Source organism: Pantoea cypripedii (assembly GCF_002095535.1).
Classification (GTDB): Bacteria; Pseudomonadota; Gammaproteobacteria; order Enterobacterales; family Enterobacteriaceae; genus Pantoea; species Pantoea cypripedii.
On record NZ_MLJI01000002.1, the window covers coordinates 605,251 to 624,594 of the forward strand.

Genomic DNA, 19,344 nt, shown 5'->3' on the forward strand with positions numbered 1-19,344 from the left:
ATATCAGCCCCTGAGCTGTGCCGGAATACCCAGCCCGGATTCGATAGCGAGATCAACCGCTGTCTCATAACCGGCGCTGGCATGGCGCAGGATCCCGATACTGGTATCGTTATCCATCACGCGGGCTAAACGCCCGGCAGACTCTTCATCGCCCGTTGCCACGGTAGTGACCCCGGCAGATACCCCCCAGTTGCCTAAAGAGTGCACGGCCACCAGATCGGCACCTGAACCACAGTTGAGCAGAGCATTGAGAATCGGCCAGTCAGCAATCGCGTCGGAACCGTCCGCCATATTTTCCGTTTCACGATGCGGTAAAGTGGCAGAACCTGAATCGAGATGATCACGGGTAAAAGCGATCGGCCCAATTTCACCCGCCGCCACCAGCTGGTTCACCGCCAGCGCCAGCTTTTTGCGTTCACCGTACCCCATCCAGCCAATACGCGCGGGCAGGCCAGTGAACTGCACATGTTCTTTGGCGGTTTTTATCCAGTCAACGATGCGCTGATTTTCCGGGAACAGCTCAAGCACCAACTCATCAATCTTATAGATGTCCTGGGGATTGCCGCTTACCGCGATCCAGCGGAATGGACCGATGCCCTGGCAAAACAGGGGGCGAATAAACAGTTCAATAAAAGAATGGATGTCAAAGGCGGCGCTGACGCCCGCTTCGCTGGCGTATTTGCGCAGGTTGTTACCATATTCAAAAACAATGGCACCACGCGACTGCAACGTCAGCATGGCGGAAACATGCTGGTTGAGTGTGGCATACGACAATGCCTTTAATTTTTCCGCATCAGTCTGACGCAGGCGGGCAACCTCTTCGGGCGTCACCCCCAGCGGGAAATAGCCGTTGACCGGGTCGGCGATGGTCTGGTCAGTCACAATGTCCGGTGTCAGATTGCGCTCAACCAGGATGCTCAGGACTTCGGCGATATTCCCGACTAAACCAACGGAAATCCCTTTACCGGCAGACTGCGCTTCGGCGCACAGGGCCAGCGCTTCATCCAGCTCATAGGTCAGCACCTGGCAGTAACCACTGTCGAGGCGGCGCTGAATTTTTCTCGCGTCTACTTCCACCACCAACGTTGCGGCCCCGGCCAGTTGCCCGGCAAGGGGTTGCGCGCCACTCATGCCACCGCATCCGCCCGTGACAATCAGCCGACCCGCCAGGCTGCCAGAGAAATGCTGGCGCGCTGCGGACATAAAGGTTTCATAGGTGCCCTGCAAAATGCCCTGGCTGCCAATGTACTGCCAGGCTGCCGCCGTCATGCCCGGCATGATCGTCAACCCTGCCCGTTCCAGCGCGCGATACTCATCATCGCCAGCCCAGCCACCGACAACATTGCCATTTGCCATCAGGACCACTGGCGTGGTGTTTTGTGAAGAGAAAATGCCGACTGGCTTGCCGGATTGCATCACCAGCGTCTGATCGGTTTCCAGCCGTTTTAATGCCGCAACCGTGTGATCGAAACTGGTCCAGTCGCGTGCGGCTTTTGCCCAGGCCATATAAATCACCAGCTGGTCCGGGTTCTCGGCATTTTCCAGATTATTTTCCAGCATTCTGAGAATGGCTTCCTGACGCCATCCTTTACAGCGCAGTTCGCTACCCCGCTGGGCAGTGATGTGACGAGACATAATTATGATCCTGCATGTTCGGAAACATTAACCCCGGCAGCAACGTCGTGCAGCCCACCGGTTAGCGAAAGAAATAATAATCAGGCATTCACCAGATTTTCATAACCGGGAATATCTTTGAAATTGCCGATCCAGCGTTGAATAGCTGGCCATTCCGCCAAGGTATATCCGCCCTCTTCCGCCATCGAGATATAAGGATAAAGGCTGAAATCGGCCACACTTAAACTTTCCCCGGCGATCCAGCTACTTTTTTCCAGCGCCTGATTAACATGGGTAAGGGCGACTTTTCCCAACTCCATATAATGCGCAATAATATCGGCAAACTTTTCACGCTGGTTGGTCATGGTATAAAAACGTGGGTAGGCCAGGAAGCGCAATAAATCCGCCTGTTCAAAGAACAACCACGCATTAATTTTGCATCGCATCACCGGATCGGCAGGCAGCAATGACGAACCTTCGGCAAAATAAAGCAGGATAGCATTTGACTCATTAAGATGACGCCCATCGGCAAGTTCAACCACCGGAATACGGGCAAATGGGTTTCTTTTTTTGAAGGCTTCTTCTTTATGTTTACCTTCCGCCAGATTTAAGGTTTCCCTGGTGTAGGGGATTTGCAAAAAATTCAACATCAATCTAATTTTCCATGCATTGCCGGAAAGTTTGCTGTCATACAACTTAATCATAATACGTCCTGTTATTTCGTGTTTATATATGAGTACAGTTCCAGCCCAAGCCCTTGCTCGATCTCTGCAAATACCACCGGGTCCAGAGCACCTTTGCCCAGCGGGAAGGCGGAATGATGCGCAATAATAATGCTGACTTCCTGGCCCGCTTTCATGGTTGAAATGGCAATCGGGTCTCCGGTTACTGCATCGACAGAACCTATCATGTCTGGGAAAGTCGCCAGACGAGCATCGTCTTTTTCGGCCGTCATATATTCATTGTAAACCCCAAGACGCAGGGTCTCAGTGCCATCGGTTAGGGTGACAAAACCAATGTCGAAACCATCCTGATAGACCACATCGTTTTTTATCACTTTGCCGGTCAGAATGACTTCTCCCCCCATAAATGCGGCGGCAGCACTGGCGCGGGCCAATCCCTGGGGGGCGGATAACATCGCCTTGCCGAGTTCAATCTGGAACGATATGGCCCCGGCGGCCCCATTTTCACGAATAAAATCAGCCTGGTAAGGGCCTCTCGCTGAGGCCACCAGCCCACCACTGATGGTGGCGCAATGGCGCATCACCTGGGAGGTTTTGATCAAATTCCCTTCAGCGACGACGGCAATTTTTGAACCGGATGAGGCAAAACCTGCCTGCGCAACCTGAACAATTGAGATATCCGGCCTTGAAGCCAACCCCATTCCACCCATTTTCACGGTTGGATGCCCACGGCCATTGGCAGCCGCGTCAATATAGGGCAGGTCCAGGGCCGCAGCCACCAGCCAGCCATTAAATCCGGGGACATGACCACACATCACACCGGCAGGTTTGCGTCCGAGTTTTTCAATCAGATTTTCGGCGGCGGTAATATGATCTTTTAACACCAGTTCTGGTTGGGCAAATCCTGGTGCACCTACTGAGGTGGAAATTAATACATAACCTTCAGGATCGATTTCATCCAATTCCGCCAGCTTAACAATATTCAGACCCAGTGCCACTTCAGCCGCGAGATCGTGTTTCTCCAGAGAATTATTAACGCCACTTCCCCCCGACGAGAGCAATAACCCACCATACATTGCAGGCTCAACATCTTTTAAACTTAACTCTCTCATGTATCAACCACCGTAGTCGTGTTTTAATTTAATATATCTTTATAAATATATTTCCTTGTTCGTTGCAAGTCAGATGCCAGTTAACAAAACCGTTTTTGATTGCCATTTATTAATCGTAATCCGTCCTTTTGTGCACAAAAATAGTGCGCGCGCACCACGCATCGCACCATTCTGGGCATACTTTTAAATATTGGCTAAAGAGAATAAAAGAGGCAGGGATTGAAGATTCCATTGAGATGCATTACATCTAATGTTCAAATGCTTCCCTTATTGCCTCTCTAAAGGAGATAATAATGAAAGTTACCGGGGCGGGGATATTCTAAATGATTTAAGACAAGCGCTTGACCGGGTAAGCTAAATCACTTTTCGTTCAGACAGCGATTTCAGGGAACATGTATGTCACTTTCGGAACTGGCCAAAGACCTAAAGTTATCAACGTCAACGGTATCGCGGGCGCTGAATGGCTATAGCGATGTGGCTTATGATACCCGGCAACGCGTTATGCAGCGGGCCATCGAATTAGGCTATATCCCTAATCCGGTTGCCAGAAGGCTTAAAGGCGGCAAAACCAATATGATCGGTGTGGTCCTGCCGCCGCCACTGGTTAATGGCATGCTGGTTGAGCCATTTTACTCCTCCATGCTGGGGGCGCTGGTTTTTGAATTACAGGCTTCTGGCCTGAAATTGCTCATCACCAATCAGCACAGCAACGAAAGTGATGACGATGTCCGTGGCTATCAGGACATGGTGCAGCAAAAACTGGTCGACGCCATTCTGATATTGCGGACGCGGGTGAATGACCTGCGCGTGAAGTTTGCCCAGCAACAAAATGTCTCCTTTATTACCTTTGGCAGGACGCAATCCTCAACCCCGCATGCATGGGTGGATGTCGATCATTTCGATGCGTTCTATCAGGCTACCGCGCGACAAATTGCCCGCGGCCATAAGCATATTGCGTTTATCAATACGTCGGCTGAATTCAACTATGCCCGCTTACGCCACGAGGGTTACAAGCAGTGTTTACTGGATCATCAGCTTCTCTATCGTAACGAGTGGCAAATGGTCGGGGGGCTGACCGAGATGGACGGTTATGTGCTGGCCAGTCGCCTGCTTAAAGTGCAGCCCATCCCCACCGCTATTGTCTGCGCAACGGATGATATCGCTATCGGCGCCATGGCAGCGTGCCGTCTTTTGGGGCTGCAACCCGGCAAAGACATTAGCCTGATTGGTTACGGTAATACGCCTGGCGCAACCTACTCCAGCCCACCACTCACCACCATGGATCCCTTTCCTAAAGAGAATGGTAAGCAACTGGGTATCTTTTTTAGCCGACGTATCTTTCAGCCTGGAGAAGCAGATTTTCAACATTTGCAGCAAGCAAGGCTGATTGTGCGCGAATCAGACTAGACTCAGCCCGCCATCGCGGGCTGTTTTTCCCGCTCGCCGCACAGTAACAGCAAATCATCCTGGCGATACCAGTCCCCGCATGGCAGCAGGTGGAAGGTCAGTTGGCACAATGCATCGCTATGGCCGGCAAAGTCTTTACGCACCACGCTGGGCTTAATGCGTAGCAACCGAATAAAGGTTCTGGAAAAAGAATTCTGGCTTTTGAAGCCATACTCAACGCTAATCTCAGCCAGGCTTTTGCTGGTGAAAGCAAGATCATAAGCGGCATTCACCAGGCGGCGTGCCCTGATGTACTCCCCCAGCTTCCAGCCACTGATCTCGGTAAAGCGGCGTTGAAAATGCCAGTGGGAATAGCCGCTTTTCTTCGTCACCCTTCTCAGTTGCAGATCTGCACCGAGGTTTTTCTCAATCCAGTCAACCATATCCACCACAACATTGCGGAACTGCAGGTCAGTGTCGGGATGGCTATTGAGCGTTGCCGGGTTCATGGATCACGGGTTCCTGTTGTGGGATGTCAGCGTGGGGTAGATGTCGGATATTATTATTTTGTAATCGATTACTTTCAAGATAAAAATAAGTCCGCATCCAGGTTCAGTCAATCTCCGCGGGTTAAGGTGTCGCAAGCTGCTCCCGCAGAAAATCGACCAGTGCCTTAACACGACGCGACTGGCGACGGCCAGCAGGCGTAATGGCATACAGGTTGTAGTCATGACCCTCAGCCAGTTCAAAGCCACTTAGCACCGGGACTAATCGCCCCTGTGCAACGTCATCAATAATATCAATGCTGGATTTGAGAATAACCCCGGCTCCCGCAATGGCCCAGCTGCGCAATGTCGCCCCTTCGTTGGCGGTACGATCGCCGCTGACCCGCACACCGAATTCCCTGTCATCATCGCGGAAGTACCAAATCGATTGCGGAGCATCCGGGCGAGCCAGCACCATGCAATTATGCTGTTCCAGCTCCGCCGGATGCTGCGGCTGACCCGCCTTTCGCCAGTATGCAGGGGATGCACACACCTGGCGCGTACCGGCGATCAATAGCTGCCTGTCAGCGCGCGATTTGCCGAACGATCCTAAGCGTAAGCCAATGTCATAACCACTTTCGGCGAGATCAATCACCGAGTCACTGAGATACAGCGCAATACGGACTTCCGGGTTGCTCTGCATAAAGGTATCGATCAGGGGTGCCAGGGTATTACGGCCAAAGTCATTGGTCGCCGTCAGCCGAATCTCCCCGCGTAATGGTCCGCGATCGGATAATGCATCGACCGCCTCCTCAATATCCGTCAGGATGCGGCGGCAATCTGCCAGAAAACGCTCCCCTTCCGGCGTCAGGGATAAGCGACGCGTAGTACGAATAACCAGCACCACGCCGAGCATCTCTTCGAGACGTTGCAGGCCCAGCGTTGCCACCGAGGGAGCGATGGCCAGGGCCCGTGAGGCCGCCACCAGGCTGCCGCGCTCAGCAATGGCGATAAACAGACGAAACAGGCTGAGTTGATCCATTATTCTTAATCCACGAATAGTTAATTATTTTCTGCACTGATTATCATTGATTAAACCAATGATAGCATCCCTGTCTACACTGTATTTATCGTCCTGAGCGCGTTGTGTTATCGCGTCAGTTAACATCACAGGAGCATTCTCATGTCACATTCCTTCGCAGGTAAACGTGTACTCGTCGTTGGTGGAAGTTCAGGGATCGGCGCTGCGGCAGCAAAAGCTTTTGCTGAAGCGGGTGCCGAGGTGGTTATCGCTTCGCGTAGTCTGGATAAGCTGAATGCTGTGGCGCAACGCATTGGCAGCGGCGTACACACCGCCGCCCTTGATTTCACTGATGACGCCGCTGTCGAAAAATATTTTGCCCAGGCGGGTAGTTTTGATCATGTGGTGGTCAGTGCGGCACAAACGCCGGGCGGTCTGGTGCGAGAGTTGGCCTTATCCGATGCCTACAGCGCGATGGACAGTAAATTCTGGGGTGCCTATCGCGTGGCGCGGGCAGTATCCATCAATGAACGCGGTTCACTGACCTTTATTTCTGGCTTCCTGAGTGTTCGTCCGGGTCAGTGGGTATTACAGGGTGCCATCAACGCGGCCATCGAGTCGTTAGGCCGTGGCCTCGCGCTGGAACTGGCTGCGCAAAAAGTTCGCGTTAATACCGTTTCACCCGGCATGATCGCCACACCGTTATGGGAAGGCTTACCCGAGGCGGATCGTCAGAAGATGTATGAAGACACTGCCGCAACATTGCCAGCGCGTGTCATGGGGCAGCCGGAAGATATCGCCAACGCGATTTTCTATCTTGCTTCTACCCCGTATGCCACTGGCTCGACGGTGCTGGTTGACGGTGGCGGTGCAATTGCCTAAACCCCACTCCTCTGGAATTTTTCTGTCGCCATAAATTCCGGTCCGGAAAGCGATTGTCTTTCCGGGCTGGTATAATTCTTTAGCTCAGGGATAACGGGTAATAATGATATTAGCGACGTAAACACCTGTTCAGACGTAATATTACTGACATTATTGTCAATACCCTGAAGAATACAATGCGGTACTTTCCACGGATGCCAGTTTGCCGGATCGCTATTACCGTACATCGCCACCACCGGTAATCCGCTTGCTGCACCAATATGTACCGCCCCGCCATCACTGCTGACCATCGCATGGCAATTCGCCAGCACCGCTTTAAGATCTTCTAACGAATCGGTATAGACCGGTGTTAAATTAACATCCTTACAGGCGGAGGTGATCATTTCCGCTTTAATATTATCGCCAGGATGTGTCAGCGAACTTTCTTCGCCGGGCGACCACAGCAAAACAATACGAAAGGGCGTTCTGTCAGCTATTTTCTTCACCAGCGAAATAAAACTCTCCAGCGGCCATCGCTGGCATTTCTTGCGTGAGCTGATTTGTATCGCAATCAACATCTGATTGTCCTGGTTATTTATCACACGTCGATAGTGATCAACCAGTTCCGTTTTCGGATAAATATCAAGCTCTTCAGGCTCCTGCGCATCAGCATAAACCCCTTTAGCCAGATTAAAAAACACCTCTGCTACGTGGAGTTTGCTGTCCTGCACTGGCAACAGTTTGGTGATGCGTGGATGGCGGTCATTGCCGAAAGCAACGATCTCCTTTGCACGAATAATTTTGGCCCACTTCAGCGAATGCTTATCCCAAAGTGATTTCGCAATCACCACACAATCATATTTTTCCCGGTTTAACGCCAGGCAAAGCCGTGCCCTGTCCCATAACGACTTTAACGCAGAGAACCTGTTTTGACAGTGTTTAGTTTTACTGTATATCCACACTTTCCCGATATACGGATTCCCATCAAATATCGGCGATGCGTAACTGTTGGTCAGAATATCTATTCTTCCCTCGTTGCTCCTGGACAGTTGTTTTATTAAAGGCGTTGCAAGCAAACTATCACCAATATTATCCCGACAGATCACCAGTATCTTTTTATTCTTCACATTGCTCACCATAGAAACACATTATCATGCCTCCATGAAGACATTGGCGTTTGGTGATGGTTGCATAGCGGAATTGGTTTTACGGTTTCCTGACAATAAAAAGATCAAAAACCAGGAAAGGAAGGAGTTGGCAGGAATATTATTTAATCAGCAGAGAGAGCCGTCCCTGGCCCCTGCTCAGTTGGCGGAGTATTTATTGCTGCTCCGCCACATTATGTTCTGCTTCGGGCTGAACGTCGTCGCCGGAGAACGTCGCCGGAACCAGGCGGCGTCGATTAACATCGAGGTTAAAAACATCAAAACGATTGTAATAACCCACCACATCATGCAGTTGCTTCACTTCGATGATCTTCTTCAGATCAAAGGTGGCCCAGGCAATACCCTCTTCATGTTGCAGCGTGTCGCCGATCGGTGTGCCTGTCGGGTCAACAAACATGGTCGCGGCCTGCGGGGTATTTTCCAGAATGTCCGCGACCGAGCTGTCGCAGTCAATCAGCATGTTTTTCATTTCATCATTCATCACTGACGCACTCATAATGCCAAAGCATTTTGCTTCAAATGAATGCGCCCCGGCACGGATGCGGTTGGCTGCCAGGTTATCAAAATTCCCTCCGGCAGCAGGCCGCTTAGTCGGCCAGATAGAAGGCCACTGCGAAATGTGAATCTGCTCTCCCTGCGCCATCAATGAATAACGCGCCAGAGGATTGGTATTTTCGCCGCAGATCAATCCGCCGACGCGGCCGATGCGGGTTTCGCACACTTTCAGACCGGCACCATCCCCCGGCGCCCAGACCATTTTTTCATAGAAAGTCGGCACCAGTTTGCGGTGATGGTTAATAATCTGCCCGCTCTGATCGATCAGTACCGACGAGTTCCACAGACAGCCCACGCTGACCGGACTGCGCTCACTGAATCCCATGCAGACCAGAATATCGTGACGGGCAGCCGCACTGCACAGTGCCTTAATTTCAGGGCCATCAATCAGCAGGCTGTTTTCTGCCATTTTCTCAAACCAGCGGTGGTTATGGATCGGTCCCCACAGCGCCGCCCACACCGGAAATCCAGGAATGAAGGATTCTGGAAACACCACCAGCTCGGCACCGTTGCGGCTGGCTTCCGCGATGTAGGCCAGCGCCTTCTCCAGAGTGGCCTGGGCATTCATATAAACCGGCGCAGCATGCACGGCAGCCACTTTCACTTGAGGTAAAAACATCATTCAGTCCTTATTTATGCGGCCGGATTTATTCACGGCCGGGAGTTCATTTCAGCTGCGGTCCCAGTTCCCTGCGAACCGCCAGTTCCGGCCACAAACGCTCGGCGCGTTCGTCACGGAACAGCAGAGAGAAGACAATCACCAGTAGGAAGCCAACAGGCACTGACACAATGCCAGGGTTGCTAAGTTCAATCAGCGGGGCTTTCAGACCCACAATGCTGGTGGCGTCATCCGGGATAGCGTTGATCTGCGCTTGCAGTGCCTGACGTGACGGCGCATTTGCCTGTTCCGCAGTCAATGTTTTTAGCTGGCCTTCCAGCATCGCGCGCTGATGGAGCGGATAGGTCATTGAGGGTGAAACCATCACCATAACGATAGCCAGCACGGTGCCGCCGACGATCCCGGCGATCACCCCCGCGGTATTGCAGCGCTTCCAGTAAAGCGACATCACCAGGGCTGGCAGGTTGGCTGAAGCCGCCACTGCATAACCCAGACCGACGAGGTGCGCCACGTTTTGTCCTTTGGCTTCGATTCCGGCAATAACCGCCACCACCGCCATCAGTAATGTGGCAATTTTCGCTGCGGCAACCTGCTGCCGTTCGGTCGCAACGCCGTTCTTAATCGCGCCGACATAGACGTCATGTGCCATCGCCGAGGCAGCAGCCAGCGTTAACCCGGCGACAACAGCAACGATAGTGGCGAACGAGATAGCGGCAACCAGTGCCAGCAGGAAGTTGCCCGCAAAACTTTCAGCGCCGCCCCCCAGATACTGCGCGAGTAACGGGGCCGCCAGGTTGCCACCTTTATCCGCTGCTTTTACCGCATCCGCACCGAGGTAATGTGCGCAGGCAAAGCCAATGACGATAATGAACAGGTGGCAAACACCGATAAACAACATGCTCCACAGCACAGACTTTCTGGCATCGGTAGAATTACGCACGGCGAAGAAGCGCATCAGCACATGCGGCATGGCTGCGGTACCCAGCAGCAGGGCCAGTCCGAGAGAAACCTGCTCAAGCGGTTTTTTCAGGTAAAGCCCGGCCTCCAGAAAGCGTTGTCCTGCCTCCTGCGGCGTGAACGAAGGATCGTTAACCAGCGATATCACGTATTGTTGCAGGCGATGATCGGCGGTCAGGGTGTTGAGGAACGCCAGACCATTAAAGCCAAAGGGTAACCAGGACAGCACCACCAGGATAAAGCAGCAGGAGATCAACAATACGGCTTTAGTCACCTGCACCGCCGTCGTCGCACGCATGCCACCAAACGCGACATAAATCAGCATCAGCATGCCAACCGCGATCACTGACACTTCATAGGGGATGCCAATCAGCGCCCTGACGATCACCGCGCCCCCGACGATCTGCGGCACCATATAAAACAGCGCCACGATGACACTCGATACCGCCGCGACAAACTTAGTGGCGCGGAAACCATTACGCCAGGCCAGCACATCACCCAGCGTGTAACGTCCGAGGTTGCGGCATGGTTCGGCAACCAGTAACAACACCGGAATAAAGGCGACGAAAAAGCCAATCAGGTAATTAACACCATCAAAACCATAAAGTGCGATTAGCCCGGATACCCCCAGAAAGGCGGCTGCGGAGAGATAATCCCCGGCAATGGCCAGCCCGTTCTGTAACGGCCCAATCTGACCACCGGCGGTGTAAAAATCTCCGGCAGAACTGTTTTTACGTGAGGCAATCCAGGTGATAGAGAGTGATGCCAGGAACAACAGGGTAAAAATGGTAAAGGTCATATATTTGTGACCCTGCCCAACCATGGTGTCGGCGGCATTTGCCGTGGCAGAAAAAAGAGTCAGTATGGTTGCAGCTAACAGATATTTCGTTTTCATTTCGCTTTACCACGCGCCAGATAATGTGTGATCCATTTCGGGTCGTCATAGCGCCCCATTTTTTTTGCGTAGCACCATGCAACCGCAGCACCCAATGGGTACTGGAGGATGACCCATAACAGCCCGATATTAAATGAACCGGCAATCTGGTATTTCATCACTGCCGGAAATAGCGAGTTCAGCAGTGGTAATGAAAAGAAGAAAATAAAGGTGACTAGCACCAGAAAGGTTATTATCAAACCTTTGTTTCTTACGTGTGATTTAAACTCCCCCGAAGAATATATCTTATTAATGCTTTGTTCTGCTGTCTCTGTTTCATTGTTCATTGTGATTCCCCCGTCTGTCCGAAAATCCTAACAAAAGGGATAACCACGAGAAACTGGCGATTTAGCACTTGCCCTTGCATTTTTGCAAGGGCGGTATTGCACCAATAAAAGGAATTGGGGTCAGCTGATAAGATGTGACGCTCGCATGGAGGTTCGATACAAAACCATCACATTGATATTACTGGTTTTTATATTTAAATGGCACGCTCAGCCTTTGCACTTTGTCAGTGCAATGACATCATTTTAAGCGAATGCCAGGATCGTTCGGATAATCATTGCCGAACGCCTCCAGCAAAAATGCGATGATAGCTTTCATCTTTGGCAAATAACGCAGTTCGCTATGGACCGAAAGCCATACCACACGGCTCACTTCAACCGACTCCCTGAGCAGGGGTTTTAGTCCAAATCGCTCCGCCTGCATAAATTCCGGCAGCATGGCAATGCCTGTCCCGCTGGCGGCGGCAAACATTTGCGCAACCAGGCTGCTGGAACTAAAGATAATATCCGGATTAATAATCGCCTCATCCAGCCAGCGCACGGTATCCAGCTGAATCAGGTCGCTGATATAACTGATAAATTTATGACTGCGCAACTCACTGATATTCGCAGGAGCACCGTATTTTTGCAGGTAATCATTATGGGCATACAGATAGAGCCTGAACTTACCCACCGGAAGAATATCCAGTCCTTTACCGTCATAGGGATAAAAACTAAGAAAAAGATCGGCTTCGCGACGGTTCACATGCACCTGATGCGAGGAAGTTAATAACTCCACCATAATATTGGGGTATTTTTCATTAAATTTACCGATCTTCCCGGCCAGGTAGAACGACGCTATCCCTTCCATGGTGCCAATCCTGATTTCCCCGGCGGGCAAATGGCTGACACCCGCTTTATCCGTCTGCATCATCGCCAGCGAGTGGGATTCCATCGATTCTATAAAGGAAAGAATTTCGCGTCCTTTGGTGGTGGCTTTCAGTCCAGCTGGCAGCCGCTGAAATACCGGGGCAGCCAGCGACTTTTCAAGGCTGGCGATATGACGTGACACAGTGGAAACGTCGATACGCAACTGACGTGCCGCCGCAGACAGGCTGCCACAACGATAAACTTCCAGAAATATTCGCAGATCATTCCAGTTGGGCATTGAAGGTTGCATCGGGTTTCTCAGGCTAGTGTCTGGTGTGAATTCAGCATGTTGATAAAAGTATCAGCTGAGATTACCGCTGCGAAGTGGTTGTTGGGTCATTTCTAATGCCAGCCCGCTCGTCACTTTGATATCAGGCTGCATCTTAACTTTTTCATATACTATAATGGAAATTAGTTTACTATATGATACAAAGATCAATGATGCACCACAGGTAACCCCCATGACATCCATTATCACATTCGTATTGCTGGTCGCGGGCGGAGTCGCGCTGGTTATTCAGAATTCTTTGATGGCAAAAATATCTCACTCCGCCTCTTCTGTCCTGATTGCGCTGGTGATCAATTCTGCTGTGGGTCTAATTCTGTTGCTAAGCCTGCTGGCAGGAAAATCAGGCTCCTCAGGTTTTAGTGAGCTGCTGCAAACGCTGCGCCCCTGGGTGCTTTTGCCAGGCATCCTGGGTTCTTTTTTGTTTTTGCCGGTATCACGGGATATCAGAACCTCGGAGCATCCCGCACCATCGCCGTTCTGGTTGCCAGCCAGTTGGTCGCGGGTCTCGGTTATGATATTTACCTCAGTGGCGCTGATAATTTGAGTAAAAACGCACCCGCGCTGCTCGGTGCATTGCTGCTGATAGCCGGTGCGTTTCTGGTCGCTTCGCGCAGGTTCTGAAGCTGTCTGATATTTTACTATGGCACTTCCCGGTGCCATTTAGCCTCAGGGATGGGTTCTGTCATCCAGACGCAGCTGGAGAAAGGTGAGATCGAGCCAGCGCCCAAATTTGGCACCTACCTCACTCATCCGGCCTGCTTCAGTGAAACCCAGTTTTTTATGCAGGGCAATTGAGGCTTCATTGCCGGATTCGATACCGGCCACCATCACATGTTTGCCCTGTTCTGTCGCCAGCTGAATAAGTTCAACCATCAGTGCCACCCCTGCACCTTTCCCGCGTGCCTCTTTGTGGACATAAACGGAGTGTTCCACCGTATGGCGGTAACCATCCCACGGACGCCAGTCGCCATAAGATGCATAGCCAAGAACCTTTCCGTCCTCATCAACCGCAACCAGTACCGGAAAGCCCGCATCCTGACGATCGCGTATCCATTTCATTCTGTTGGGTAAATCTACGGATTTTTCATTCCAGATAGCCGTGGTATTAAGCACGGCGTCGTTATAAATGTCGGCGATCATTGCTGCATCACCTTCATTTGCGGTTCGAATCTTCATGGTGGACACCTCGTTTCTCTGTCACTAAAGTAGATGTATCGTTCACTATCCTATTTATCCATTATGTTAGATAAGATGTCCAGTAAAGAAGATGACGTTAACAAGCGGATCGGACAAAAAATTAAGGCCGAAAGGGAAAAACGCGTCTGGTCTCTGACAGATCTGGCTGAAAACTCGGGCGTATCCCGGGCAATGATCCATAAAATTGAACGCGGCGAGAGCAGCCCTACCGCAACCCTGCTGGCGCGTCTGGCGGGTGCTTTTGATATGAGTATGTCCCAGCTGATAGCGCTGAGCGAGGTTCAGACCGGCACGCTGGTCAGACACGATCAACAGGCGGTCTGGCAAGATCCGGAAACCGGTTACATCAGACGCCATGTCTCACCCGGACAAATCCCCGTTGACCTGGTAAGCGTGGAACTCCCCGCGGGCGTTGCCGTTCCCATGCCCGCGATATCTTACCTGTCACGCCGTCAGCTGATCTGGGTGCTTGAAGGTACCCTCACCTTTCAGGAAGGCAGTACCCTTTTTGAGATGCATAAGGGTGATTGCCTGGAACTGGGGGATCCTACCGATTGTGTTTTCAAAAATGCCACGACAAAGCCCTGCTTTTATGCCGTGGTGGTACTGAAATCTTCATGACTTTATACGATTGAAGCCCCTGCTGATAAAACACTTATAGCCTTATTGCAGGTGTTTTTTTAAGGGTGCGTCATCCGACCACCCTGGATATTCAGGAATATCTCAATTCCCCGTCATTTAATCCTTTCCCGGATTGATGTACTTTGCGCAGCTTTTGAAAGATGCGCTGGTATTTACCCTCCAGGAAAAGTGTTATGGCTGAAAATAGAGTAGATATTTCTCAACAACCACTGAGATTAAAAGAAAACTCAGTGACGATTAAGTCAGCATTAAAATGGATTATTCCGGCAGCACTCGCCGCGGTCGCCATTCCCGTTGGCACGGGATACGCCGGTGTGGGTAACGTTGCATTAACGTTCATCATACTTTTAATTGCCAGAAAGAACCCGCTGACTTTCTACTTTTCAGGTTTAATGCTGCTGCTTCTTTCTCTCTATATTCCAGTAGGTTACAACTTTGGGCGAATCAGCTACCCTTATGTAGTATCAGCATTGCAGACCAATCCAGGTGAAAGTCGGGAGTTCCTGCAAGGGGTGAGCTTTACCGCCTGGTTGCTGTTTGTTATGGCAATCACCTCACTGTTGCTATTTATTATTTACGGTAGCGACTTTGGCAAAAAACATCAGGCAATCTATTTAATTCTTTTCGTCATAGTTAATATCAATTCCTTTCCAAACCGGATGACAACGCAAGTTATCACCTCCGTGTACAAGGCCAGTCTGGAGTTGAAAAAGTTAAGATCATCCAATTCAATTCCAGATGATTTCCCTATCCTCAGCCATAGCGGAAAATACAAGAATGTGATTGTGATTATTGGCGAGAGTGTCGCGCGGGATTATTTATCCGTTTATGGTTATCAACATAACACCACGCCGTGGTTGAATACGGCTCCGGGTCTGTTTTTTACTGACTATATTTCCACTGCACCTAATACCTACCTGTCATTGCCTCGCACGCTCGCACTCAGTGACGGGGTGAAAACGCAGGAAAACAATAATATTGTCGCCCTGGCGAATAGGGCCGGTTTCAATACATTTTGGGTCTCTAATCAGGGTTTTCTCGCCACCTTCGACACACCTGCAACGATCATTGGCAACAAAGCTAATCATCAGGTTTTCTTTAAGAAAGGAGATTTTGATGAGAACGATACGGATGATATGGCCCTGTTGGAGCATTTGCACAGTATCGTCAACGAAAACCATAGCAGCGATAACGCGGTATTTCTTCATATGATCGGCTCTCATCCCGATACCTGCTCACGCTTAAATGGCTATCCGGTTAATCTGCATATCAGCCAGCAGGAGGGCTTCAATTGCTATCTCGCTACTCTGCAGAAGCTGGATACTTTTATTCAGCGCGCCCATGACATTCTTGAGCACAGCGGTGAATCATACGCGCTGATCTATTTCTCCGACCACGGCATGTCCATTGATAACAGCGTTCGCCCGGTACGTCATGGCTCTGACGCACAGCAAAATTACAATGTCCCGTTCTTTATTCTCACCAGTGATAATAAAAAGCATCTGATTGATAGCACCCCCATCAGCGCCAGATATTTTATGGCGCTGTTCTCATGGCTGACCGGCATCAATAGTGAGCTGATACCAGCACGCTCACCTGCGCAAGTCGCCGATCAGCAGAGAACGGTGTTTAATGGAAACAACCTGATTCCTTATAATGAATTGAAAAATAATGACATTATCAAATAGAGTCCGCGGATTGCTTTACCCCTCACGCACTCAGCACCCGACGCAAAAACTTCCCTGAAAAGGTCTTAGGCAGCGAGCGGCGGAAGTGAATTTTGCGCGGCAATGCGTAGCGGCCACAGTGGCTGACCAGGCGTTCGCGTATTTGCTGCTTCAGCGCCGCCTCTTGTTGTGCATTCAAGCCATCGGTGACAACAAAAAGCGCCACCATTTCACCCAGCAGGTGATGTGGGGTGCGGGCAGCCACCACTTCAACGATGCCATCCAGACCCGCCAGCGCATTTTCCACTTCCGCTGTTGCCAGACGCTTGCCGCCGATGTTAATCACGTCATCCATCCGTCCCTGAATCACGATCTTATCGCCCACCCATAGGGCGCAATCATGGGTGGCGTAACTCCAGCGCCCCTCCCGCTGTAGCCAGTAGCGTTGATCATGCTGGGTATCATCCTGCCAGAGCGTTGACATGCCACCCGGACCGAGCGTGCCGTTGATCACCAGCATCCCCGCTTCACCGGCAGGACATAATGCGCCACTTGCCGGATCTACGATCGCGACTGAGCGGCTAAATACTGGCGTCAGGCCGCTGCCCGCACCGGCCAGTAATGGCCAGCCAGATTCGGTCTGCCAGTAGTGGTTTTCACACGGCACCCGCATCCCGGTGCTCACCCAATCGTGGGTGGCACTGTCCAGCGGTTCACCGGCCAGATAGAGGGATCGCAGCGTCGCCAGGCTGGCACGCGGCGTCCCCTGCTGACGCGCCATGCGGATCGCACCTGCGATGGTTAACATACGGGTGATGCCCAGTTCCGCCACCATTTGCCACCAGCTTTCTCCGGGGGCATTCGCCGGGCTGGCTTCACACATCACGCTGGTGATCCCCGCCAGCAACGGTGCATAAACGCCGTAGCTATGCCCGGTGACCCAGCCCACATCCGCCGTGGTAAAGAAAATCTCGTCATCCTGTATCTGAAACAGGTGATGCAGGCTAGCCAGCAGCGCCACCGCATAGCCACCGATATCGCGCACGATGCCTTTTGGCGCGCCCGTGGTGCCGGAGGTAAACAGCAAATGTGAAGGTTGAGACGACTCTACCCAGACACAGGGCAACACACGCCCCTGATGCTGCGCCAGCTCACGGTGAAAATCCACACTCAGGATATCCGCCACGCGTAAGGTGGCGGTGGATGCAGCGATGGAGGGCAGGCTCTCACGGCTGCGCTTCTCACTGCTGTGGATCAACAGCGCAGGTTGACAAGCATGGATGCGCTGCGCCAGCGCTTCGCTGGTACTGGCGGAATACACCACCACATGCACCGCCCCAAGCCGGGCGCAGGCCAGCATGGCGACGGCAGCCATCGGCGTCATCGGTAATGTAATCAGCACGCGATCTCCCTGGCGAATCCCCCAGCTGGCTAGCAGGCTGCTCAGGGCGTTAACCTGCTGCCACAGCTCACGGTAGCTGAGCTGATGGGTCTGCCCAAGGTAATCGCGATGGATAATGGCGCAATGATCCCCTCGGGTCGCCAGATGGCGATCGAGCGCGTTAAAGCTCAGATTGGTTTTCCCGCCGGGGAACCAGCGACAGCGCGGCCCGCCATCAATGTTTGCAACCAGCGCGCTAAAGTCTTGCTGCCAGTCAAGACGCTGTGCTTCCCGCTGCCAGAACGCAGTATCCTCAACGGTGATCATTGACATAGACCGCCTCCGCAGCGCCCTGATGCTGGTGATGCTGCTCAATCGCCTCCGCCAGCCAGGCGGCGTCTTCACCCACGCCTTCAAAACGGCCCGATCCCCAGGTCCACAGCCACGGCAACCCAAGGAAATACAGCCCCGGCTGAACCGAAACGCCGCGAGTATGGCGTGGATAGCCTTTATCATTGAATGCCGGTGCGTCGATCCAGCTGAAATCGGTATGGAATCCCACCGCCCAGATAATGGCGGCAATGTTGGTCAGGTCGATATGCGTGGCAGCCTCTTCCGGTTGCCACAACGGCTGGTAGCGCGCTTCAGTGGGTGCGTCGATACCCTGCTCAGCGATCCAGACATCAATGCTGTCTTTGATTTTCTGCGAAGTGGCGTCAGCGCCGTCGAGGTTAGCCTTCAGGTCATCGGCAGTGAGCAATTTTCCGTCGCGGTATCCCAGCAGGCGACCATATAGCTGCATGCCCTGCAACGCAAAGGCGCGTAGATCGATATCGCGCCCGCCATCACGACCCGTGACATAGTGGTTGGTCTTGCGTCGTGCATCTTCACCGAGCGGATGATCGTCAATCGTGAGGCGGTAATGACCCATATCATCCAGCCAGTCCACCACGTCACGACCACGGTAAAAACGCGCCACGCGCGGTGCGCTGCCCACGCACAGGTGTACACGACGACCGGCAAGATGCAGGTCTTCGGCGATTTGTGCGCCGGACTGCGCCGATCCCACCACCAGCACCTCCCCGGCGGGCAATTGCTGCGCCGATTTATAGTCGGCGGAATGCACCTGCATGATGTTTTCTGGCAGTTGGGCGGCGATCCCCGGAAAGCGCGGGCGATGATAATTGCCCACCGCGATCACCACCTGGTCAGCGGTGAAAACCCCGGCAGAGGTCAGCAACTGAAAACCCTGTGGCGTTTTCTCTACGCGCAACACGTTAACCCCTTCACGCACAGGCGCATTAAAGCTACGGGCGTAGCGGGCAACATAATCGATGATTTCATCGCGCAGCATAAAGCCATGCGGATCGTCGCCGTCATAGGGAAAACCGGGCAACTTACATTGCCAGTTAGGCGTCACCAGGCAGAAGTTGTCCCAGCGTTGTTCGCGCCATGCCCAGGCCAGCTGGTGGCGTTCCAGCACCATATGACGGATGTTTTTTTGCGTCAGGTTCCAGCTCATGGCGAGACCCGCCTGCCCGCCGCCAATAATGACGACAGGATAATGATTGTTGTTCATCGT

General features: G+C 52.2%; 17 protein-coding genes and 1 pseudogene. 5 read left to right on the top strand and 13 right to left on the bottom strand.

Translation table 11 applies throughout. The features are described from left to right. Positions 1 to 3: 3 nt before the first annotated feature. The 3 genes from HA50_RS24010 to HA50_RS24020 form a co-directional block, all read right to left on the bottom strand. On the bottom strand, positions 4 to 1,635 hold the full coding sequence (locus HA50_RS24010) for a urocanate hydratase (RefSeq protein WP_084879317.1): 1,632 nt from the start codon (positions 1,633 to 1,635) through the stop codon (positions 4 to 6). A gap of 80 nt (positions 1,636 to 1,715) precedes the next feature. Continuing rightward, the gene (locus HA50_RS24015; protein WP_084879318.1) at positions 1,716 to 2,318 is read right to left on the bottom strand and encodes a glutathione S-transferase family protein; all 603 of its coding nucleotides are present in this window, start codon (positions 2,316 to 2,318) and stop codon (positions 1,716 to 1,718) included. A gap of 11 nt (positions 2,319 to 2,329) precedes the next feature. Continuing rightward, entirely contained in the window at positions 2,330 to 3,409 is a 1,080-nt protein-coding gene (locus HA50_RS24020) for an S-methyl thiohydantoin desulfurase domain-containing protein (protein ID WP_084879319.1), read from the bottom strand. Positions 3,410 to 3,805: 396 nt separating this feature from the next. On the opposite strand from HA50_RS24020, the gene HA50_RS24025 reads away from it, so the two are divergent. After that, positions 3,806 to 4,816 (top strand): LacI family DNA-binding transcriptional regulator, encoded by a 1,011-nt coding sequence (locus HA50_RS24025; protein WP_084879320.1) that lies wholly within the window; start codon positions 3,806 to 3,808, stop codon positions 4,814 to 4,816. 2 nt (positions 4,817 to 4,818) lie between these two features. Here HA50_RS24025 and HA50_RS24030 read toward each other — a convergent pair whose 3' ends face one another. Beyond that, on the bottom strand, positions 4,819 to 5,304 hold the full coding sequence (locus HA50_RS24030) for a helix-turn-helix domain-containing protein (protein ID WP_084879321.1): 486 nt from the start codon (positions 5,302 to 5,304) through the stop codon (positions 4,819 to 4,821). 121 nt (positions 5,305 to 5,425) lie between these two features. After that, positions 5,426 to 6,322, bottom strand: a complete 897-nt coding sequence (locus HA50_RS24035) for a LysR family transcriptional regulator (RefSeq protein WP_084879322.1) — start codon at positions 6,320 to 6,322, stop codon at positions 5,426 to 5,428. 141 nt (positions 6,323 to 6,463) lie between these two features. Between HA50_RS24035 and HA50_RS24040 the strand changes: the two genes are divergently transcribed. Then, positions 6,464 to 7,183, top strand: coding sequence for an SDR family oxidoreductase (locus HA50_RS24040; RefSeq protein WP_084879323.1), 720 nt, complete (start codon positions 6,464 to 6,466; stop codon positions 7,181 to 7,183). Here HA50_RS24040 and HA50_RS24045 read toward each other — a convergent pair. From HA50_RS24045 to HA50_RS24065, 5 genes are all read right to left on the bottom strand, one after another. After that, positions 7,180 to 8,301 carry a glycosyltransferase family 9 protein gene (locus tag HA50_RS24045; RefSeq protein ID WP_084879324.1) on the bottom strand — a complete coding sequence of 374 codons (1,122 nt, stop codon included), beginning with the start codon at positions 8,299 to 8,301 and terminating at the stop codon, positions 7,180 to 7,182. The two genes, HA50_RS24040 and HA50_RS24045, sit on opposite strands and share 4 nt — an antisense overlap. A gap of 181 nt (positions 8,302 to 8,482) precedes the next feature. Beyond that, positions 8,483 to 9,502, bottom strand: coding sequence for a carbon-nitrogen hydrolase family protein (locus HA50_RS24050; protein WP_084879325.1), 1,020 nt, complete (start codon positions 9,500 to 9,502; stop codon positions 8,483 to 8,485). Between the two features lie 46 nt (positions 9,503 to 9,548). Beyond that, on the bottom strand, positions 9,549 to 11,354 hold the full coding sequence (locus tag HA50_RS24055; RefSeq protein ID WP_084879326.1) for a solute symporter family protein: 1,806 nt from the start codon (positions 11,352 to 11,354) through the stop codon (positions 9,549 to 9,551). Further along, positions 11,351 to 11,680 (bottom strand): DUF485 domain-containing protein, encoded by a 330-nt coding sequence (locus HA50_RS24060; protein ID WP_084879327.1) that lies wholly within the window; start codon positions 11,678 to 11,680, stop codon positions 11,351 to 11,353. The genes HA50_RS24055 and HA50_RS24060 overlap by 4 nt, the downstream gene beginning before the upstream one ends. A gap of 238 nt (positions 11,681 to 11,918) precedes the next feature. After that, positions 11,919 to 12,836, bottom strand: coding sequence for a LysR family transcriptional regulator (locus tag HA50_RS24065; protein ID WP_084879328.1), 918 nt, complete (start codon positions 12,834 to 12,836; stop codon positions 11,919 to 11,921). A gap of 211 nt (positions 12,837 to 13,047) precedes the next feature. On the opposite strand from HA50_RS24065, the pseudogene HA50_RS24070 reads away from it, so the two are divergent. Continuing rightward, positions 13,048 to 13,496, top strand: a pseudogene (locus tag HA50_RS24070) (DMT family transporter). Positions 13,497 to 13,541: 45 nt separating this feature from the next. On the opposite strand, the gene HA50_RS24075 reads toward HA50_RS24070, so the two are convergent. Further along, entirely contained in the window at positions 13,542 to 14,051 is a 510-nt protein-coding gene (locus HA50_RS24075) for a GNAT family N-acetyltransferase (protein ID WP_084879329.1), read from the bottom strand. A 63-nt stretch (positions 14,052 to 14,114) separates the two neighbouring features. Here HA50_RS24075 and HA50_RS24080 point away from each other — a divergent pair, with 63 nt between their 5' ends. Continuing rightward, complete coding sequence (locus HA50_RS24080) at positions 14,115 to 14,693, top strand: helix-turn-helix domain-containing protein (RefSeq protein ID WP_084880205.1); 579 nt, start codon at positions 14,115 to 14,117, stop codon at positions 14,691 to 14,693. A gap of 194 nt (positions 14,694 to 14,887) precedes the next feature. Then, positions 14,888 to 16,402, top strand: a complete 1,515-nt coding sequence (locus HA50_RS24085) for a phosphoethanolamine transferase (RefSeq protein ID WP_158087437.1) — start codon at positions 14,888 to 14,890, stop codon at positions 16,400 to 16,402. Between the two features lie 22 nt (positions 16,403 to 16,424). Here HA50_RS24085 and HA50_RS24090 read toward each other — a convergent pair whose 3' ends face one another. Both HA50_RS24090 and HA50_RS24095 read right to left on the bottom strand, forming a co-directional pair. Next, positions 16,425 to 18,095: an AMP-binding protein gene (locus HA50_RS24090; RefSeq protein ID WP_084879331.1), complete on the bottom strand. Its 1,671-nt coding sequence runs from the start codon at positions 18,093 to 18,095 to the stop codon at positions 16,425 to 16,427. Next, positions 18,076 to 19,341, bottom strand: a complete 1,266-nt coding sequence (locus tag HA50_RS24095; RefSeq protein WP_084879332.1) for an MSMEG_0569 family flavin-dependent oxidoreductase — start codon at positions 19,339 to 19,341, stop codon at positions 18,076 to 18,078. The genes HA50_RS24090 and HA50_RS24095 overlap by 20 nt, the downstream gene beginning before the upstream one ends. Between the last annotated feature and the right edge of the window lie 3 nt (positions 19,342 to 19,344).

Bases quoted from the DNA above. Each gene is read 5' to 3' on its own strand.
- HA50_RS24010 (WP_084879317.1), bottom strand. From the start codon at position 1,635: ATGTCTCGTCACATCACTGCCCAGCGGGGTAGCGAACTGCGCTGTAAA.
- HA50_RS24015 (WP_084879318.1), bottom strand. From the start codon at position 2,318: ATGATTAAGTTGTATGACAGCAAACTTTCCGGCAATGCATGGAAAATT.
- HA50_RS24020 (WP_084879319.1), bottom strand. From the start codon at position 3,409: ATGAGAGAGTTAAGTTTAAAAGATGTTGAGCCTGCAATGTATGGTGGG.
- HA50_RS24025 (WP_084879320.1), top strand. From the start codon at position 3,806: ATGTCACTTTCGGAACTGGCCAAAGACCTAAAGTTATCAACGTCAACG.
- HA50_RS24030 (WP_084879321.1), bottom strand. From the start codon at position 5,304: ATGAACCCGGCAACGCTCAATAGCCATCCCGACACTGACCTGCAGTTC.
- HA50_RS24035 (WP_084879322.1), bottom strand. From the start codon at position 6,322: ATGGATCAACTCAGCCTGTTTCGTCTGTTTATCGCCATTGCTGAGCGC.
- HA50_RS24040 (WP_084879323.1), top strand. From the start codon at position 6,464: ATGTCACATTCCTTCGCAGGTAAACGTGTACTCGTCGTTGGTGGAAGT.
- HA50_RS24045 (WP_084879324.1), bottom strand. From the start codon at position 8,301: ATGGTGAGCAATGTGAAGAATAAAAAGATACTGGTGATCTGTCGGGAT.
- HA50_RS24050 (WP_084879325.1), bottom strand. From the start codon at position 9,502: ATGTTTTTACCTCAAGTGAAAGTGGCTGCCGTGCATGCTGCGCCGGTT.
- HA50_RS24055 (WP_084879326.1), bottom strand. From the start codon at position 11,354: ATGAAAACGAAATATCTGTTAGCTGCAACCATACTGACTCTTTTTTCT.
- HA50_RS24060 (WP_084879327.1), bottom strand. From the start codon at position 11,680: ATGAACAATGAAACAGAGACAGCAGAACAAAGCATTAATAAGATATAT.
- HA50_RS24065 (WP_084879328.1), bottom strand. From the start codon at position 12,836: ATGCAACCTTCAATGCCCAACTGGAATGATCTGCGAATATTTCTGGAA.
- HA50_RS24075 (WP_084879329.1), bottom strand. From the start codon at position 14,051: ATGAAGATTCGAACCGCAAATGAAGGTGATGCAGCAATGATCGCCGAC.
- HA50_RS24080 (WP_084880205.1), top strand. From the start codon at position 14,115: ATGTTAGATAAGATGTCCAGTAAAGAAGATGACGTTAACAAGCGGATC.
- HA50_RS24085 (WP_158087437.1), top strand. From the start codon at position 14,888: ATGGCTGAAAATAGAGTAGATATTTCTCAACAACCACTGAGATTAAAA.
- HA50_RS24090 (WP_084879331.1), bottom strand. From the start codon at position 18,095: ATGTCAATGATCACCGTTGAGGATACTGCGTTCTGGCAGCGGGAAGCA.
- HA50_RS24095 (WP_084879332.1), bottom strand. From the start codon at position 19,341: ATGAACAACAATCATTATCCTGTCGTCATTATTGGCGGCGGGCAGGCG.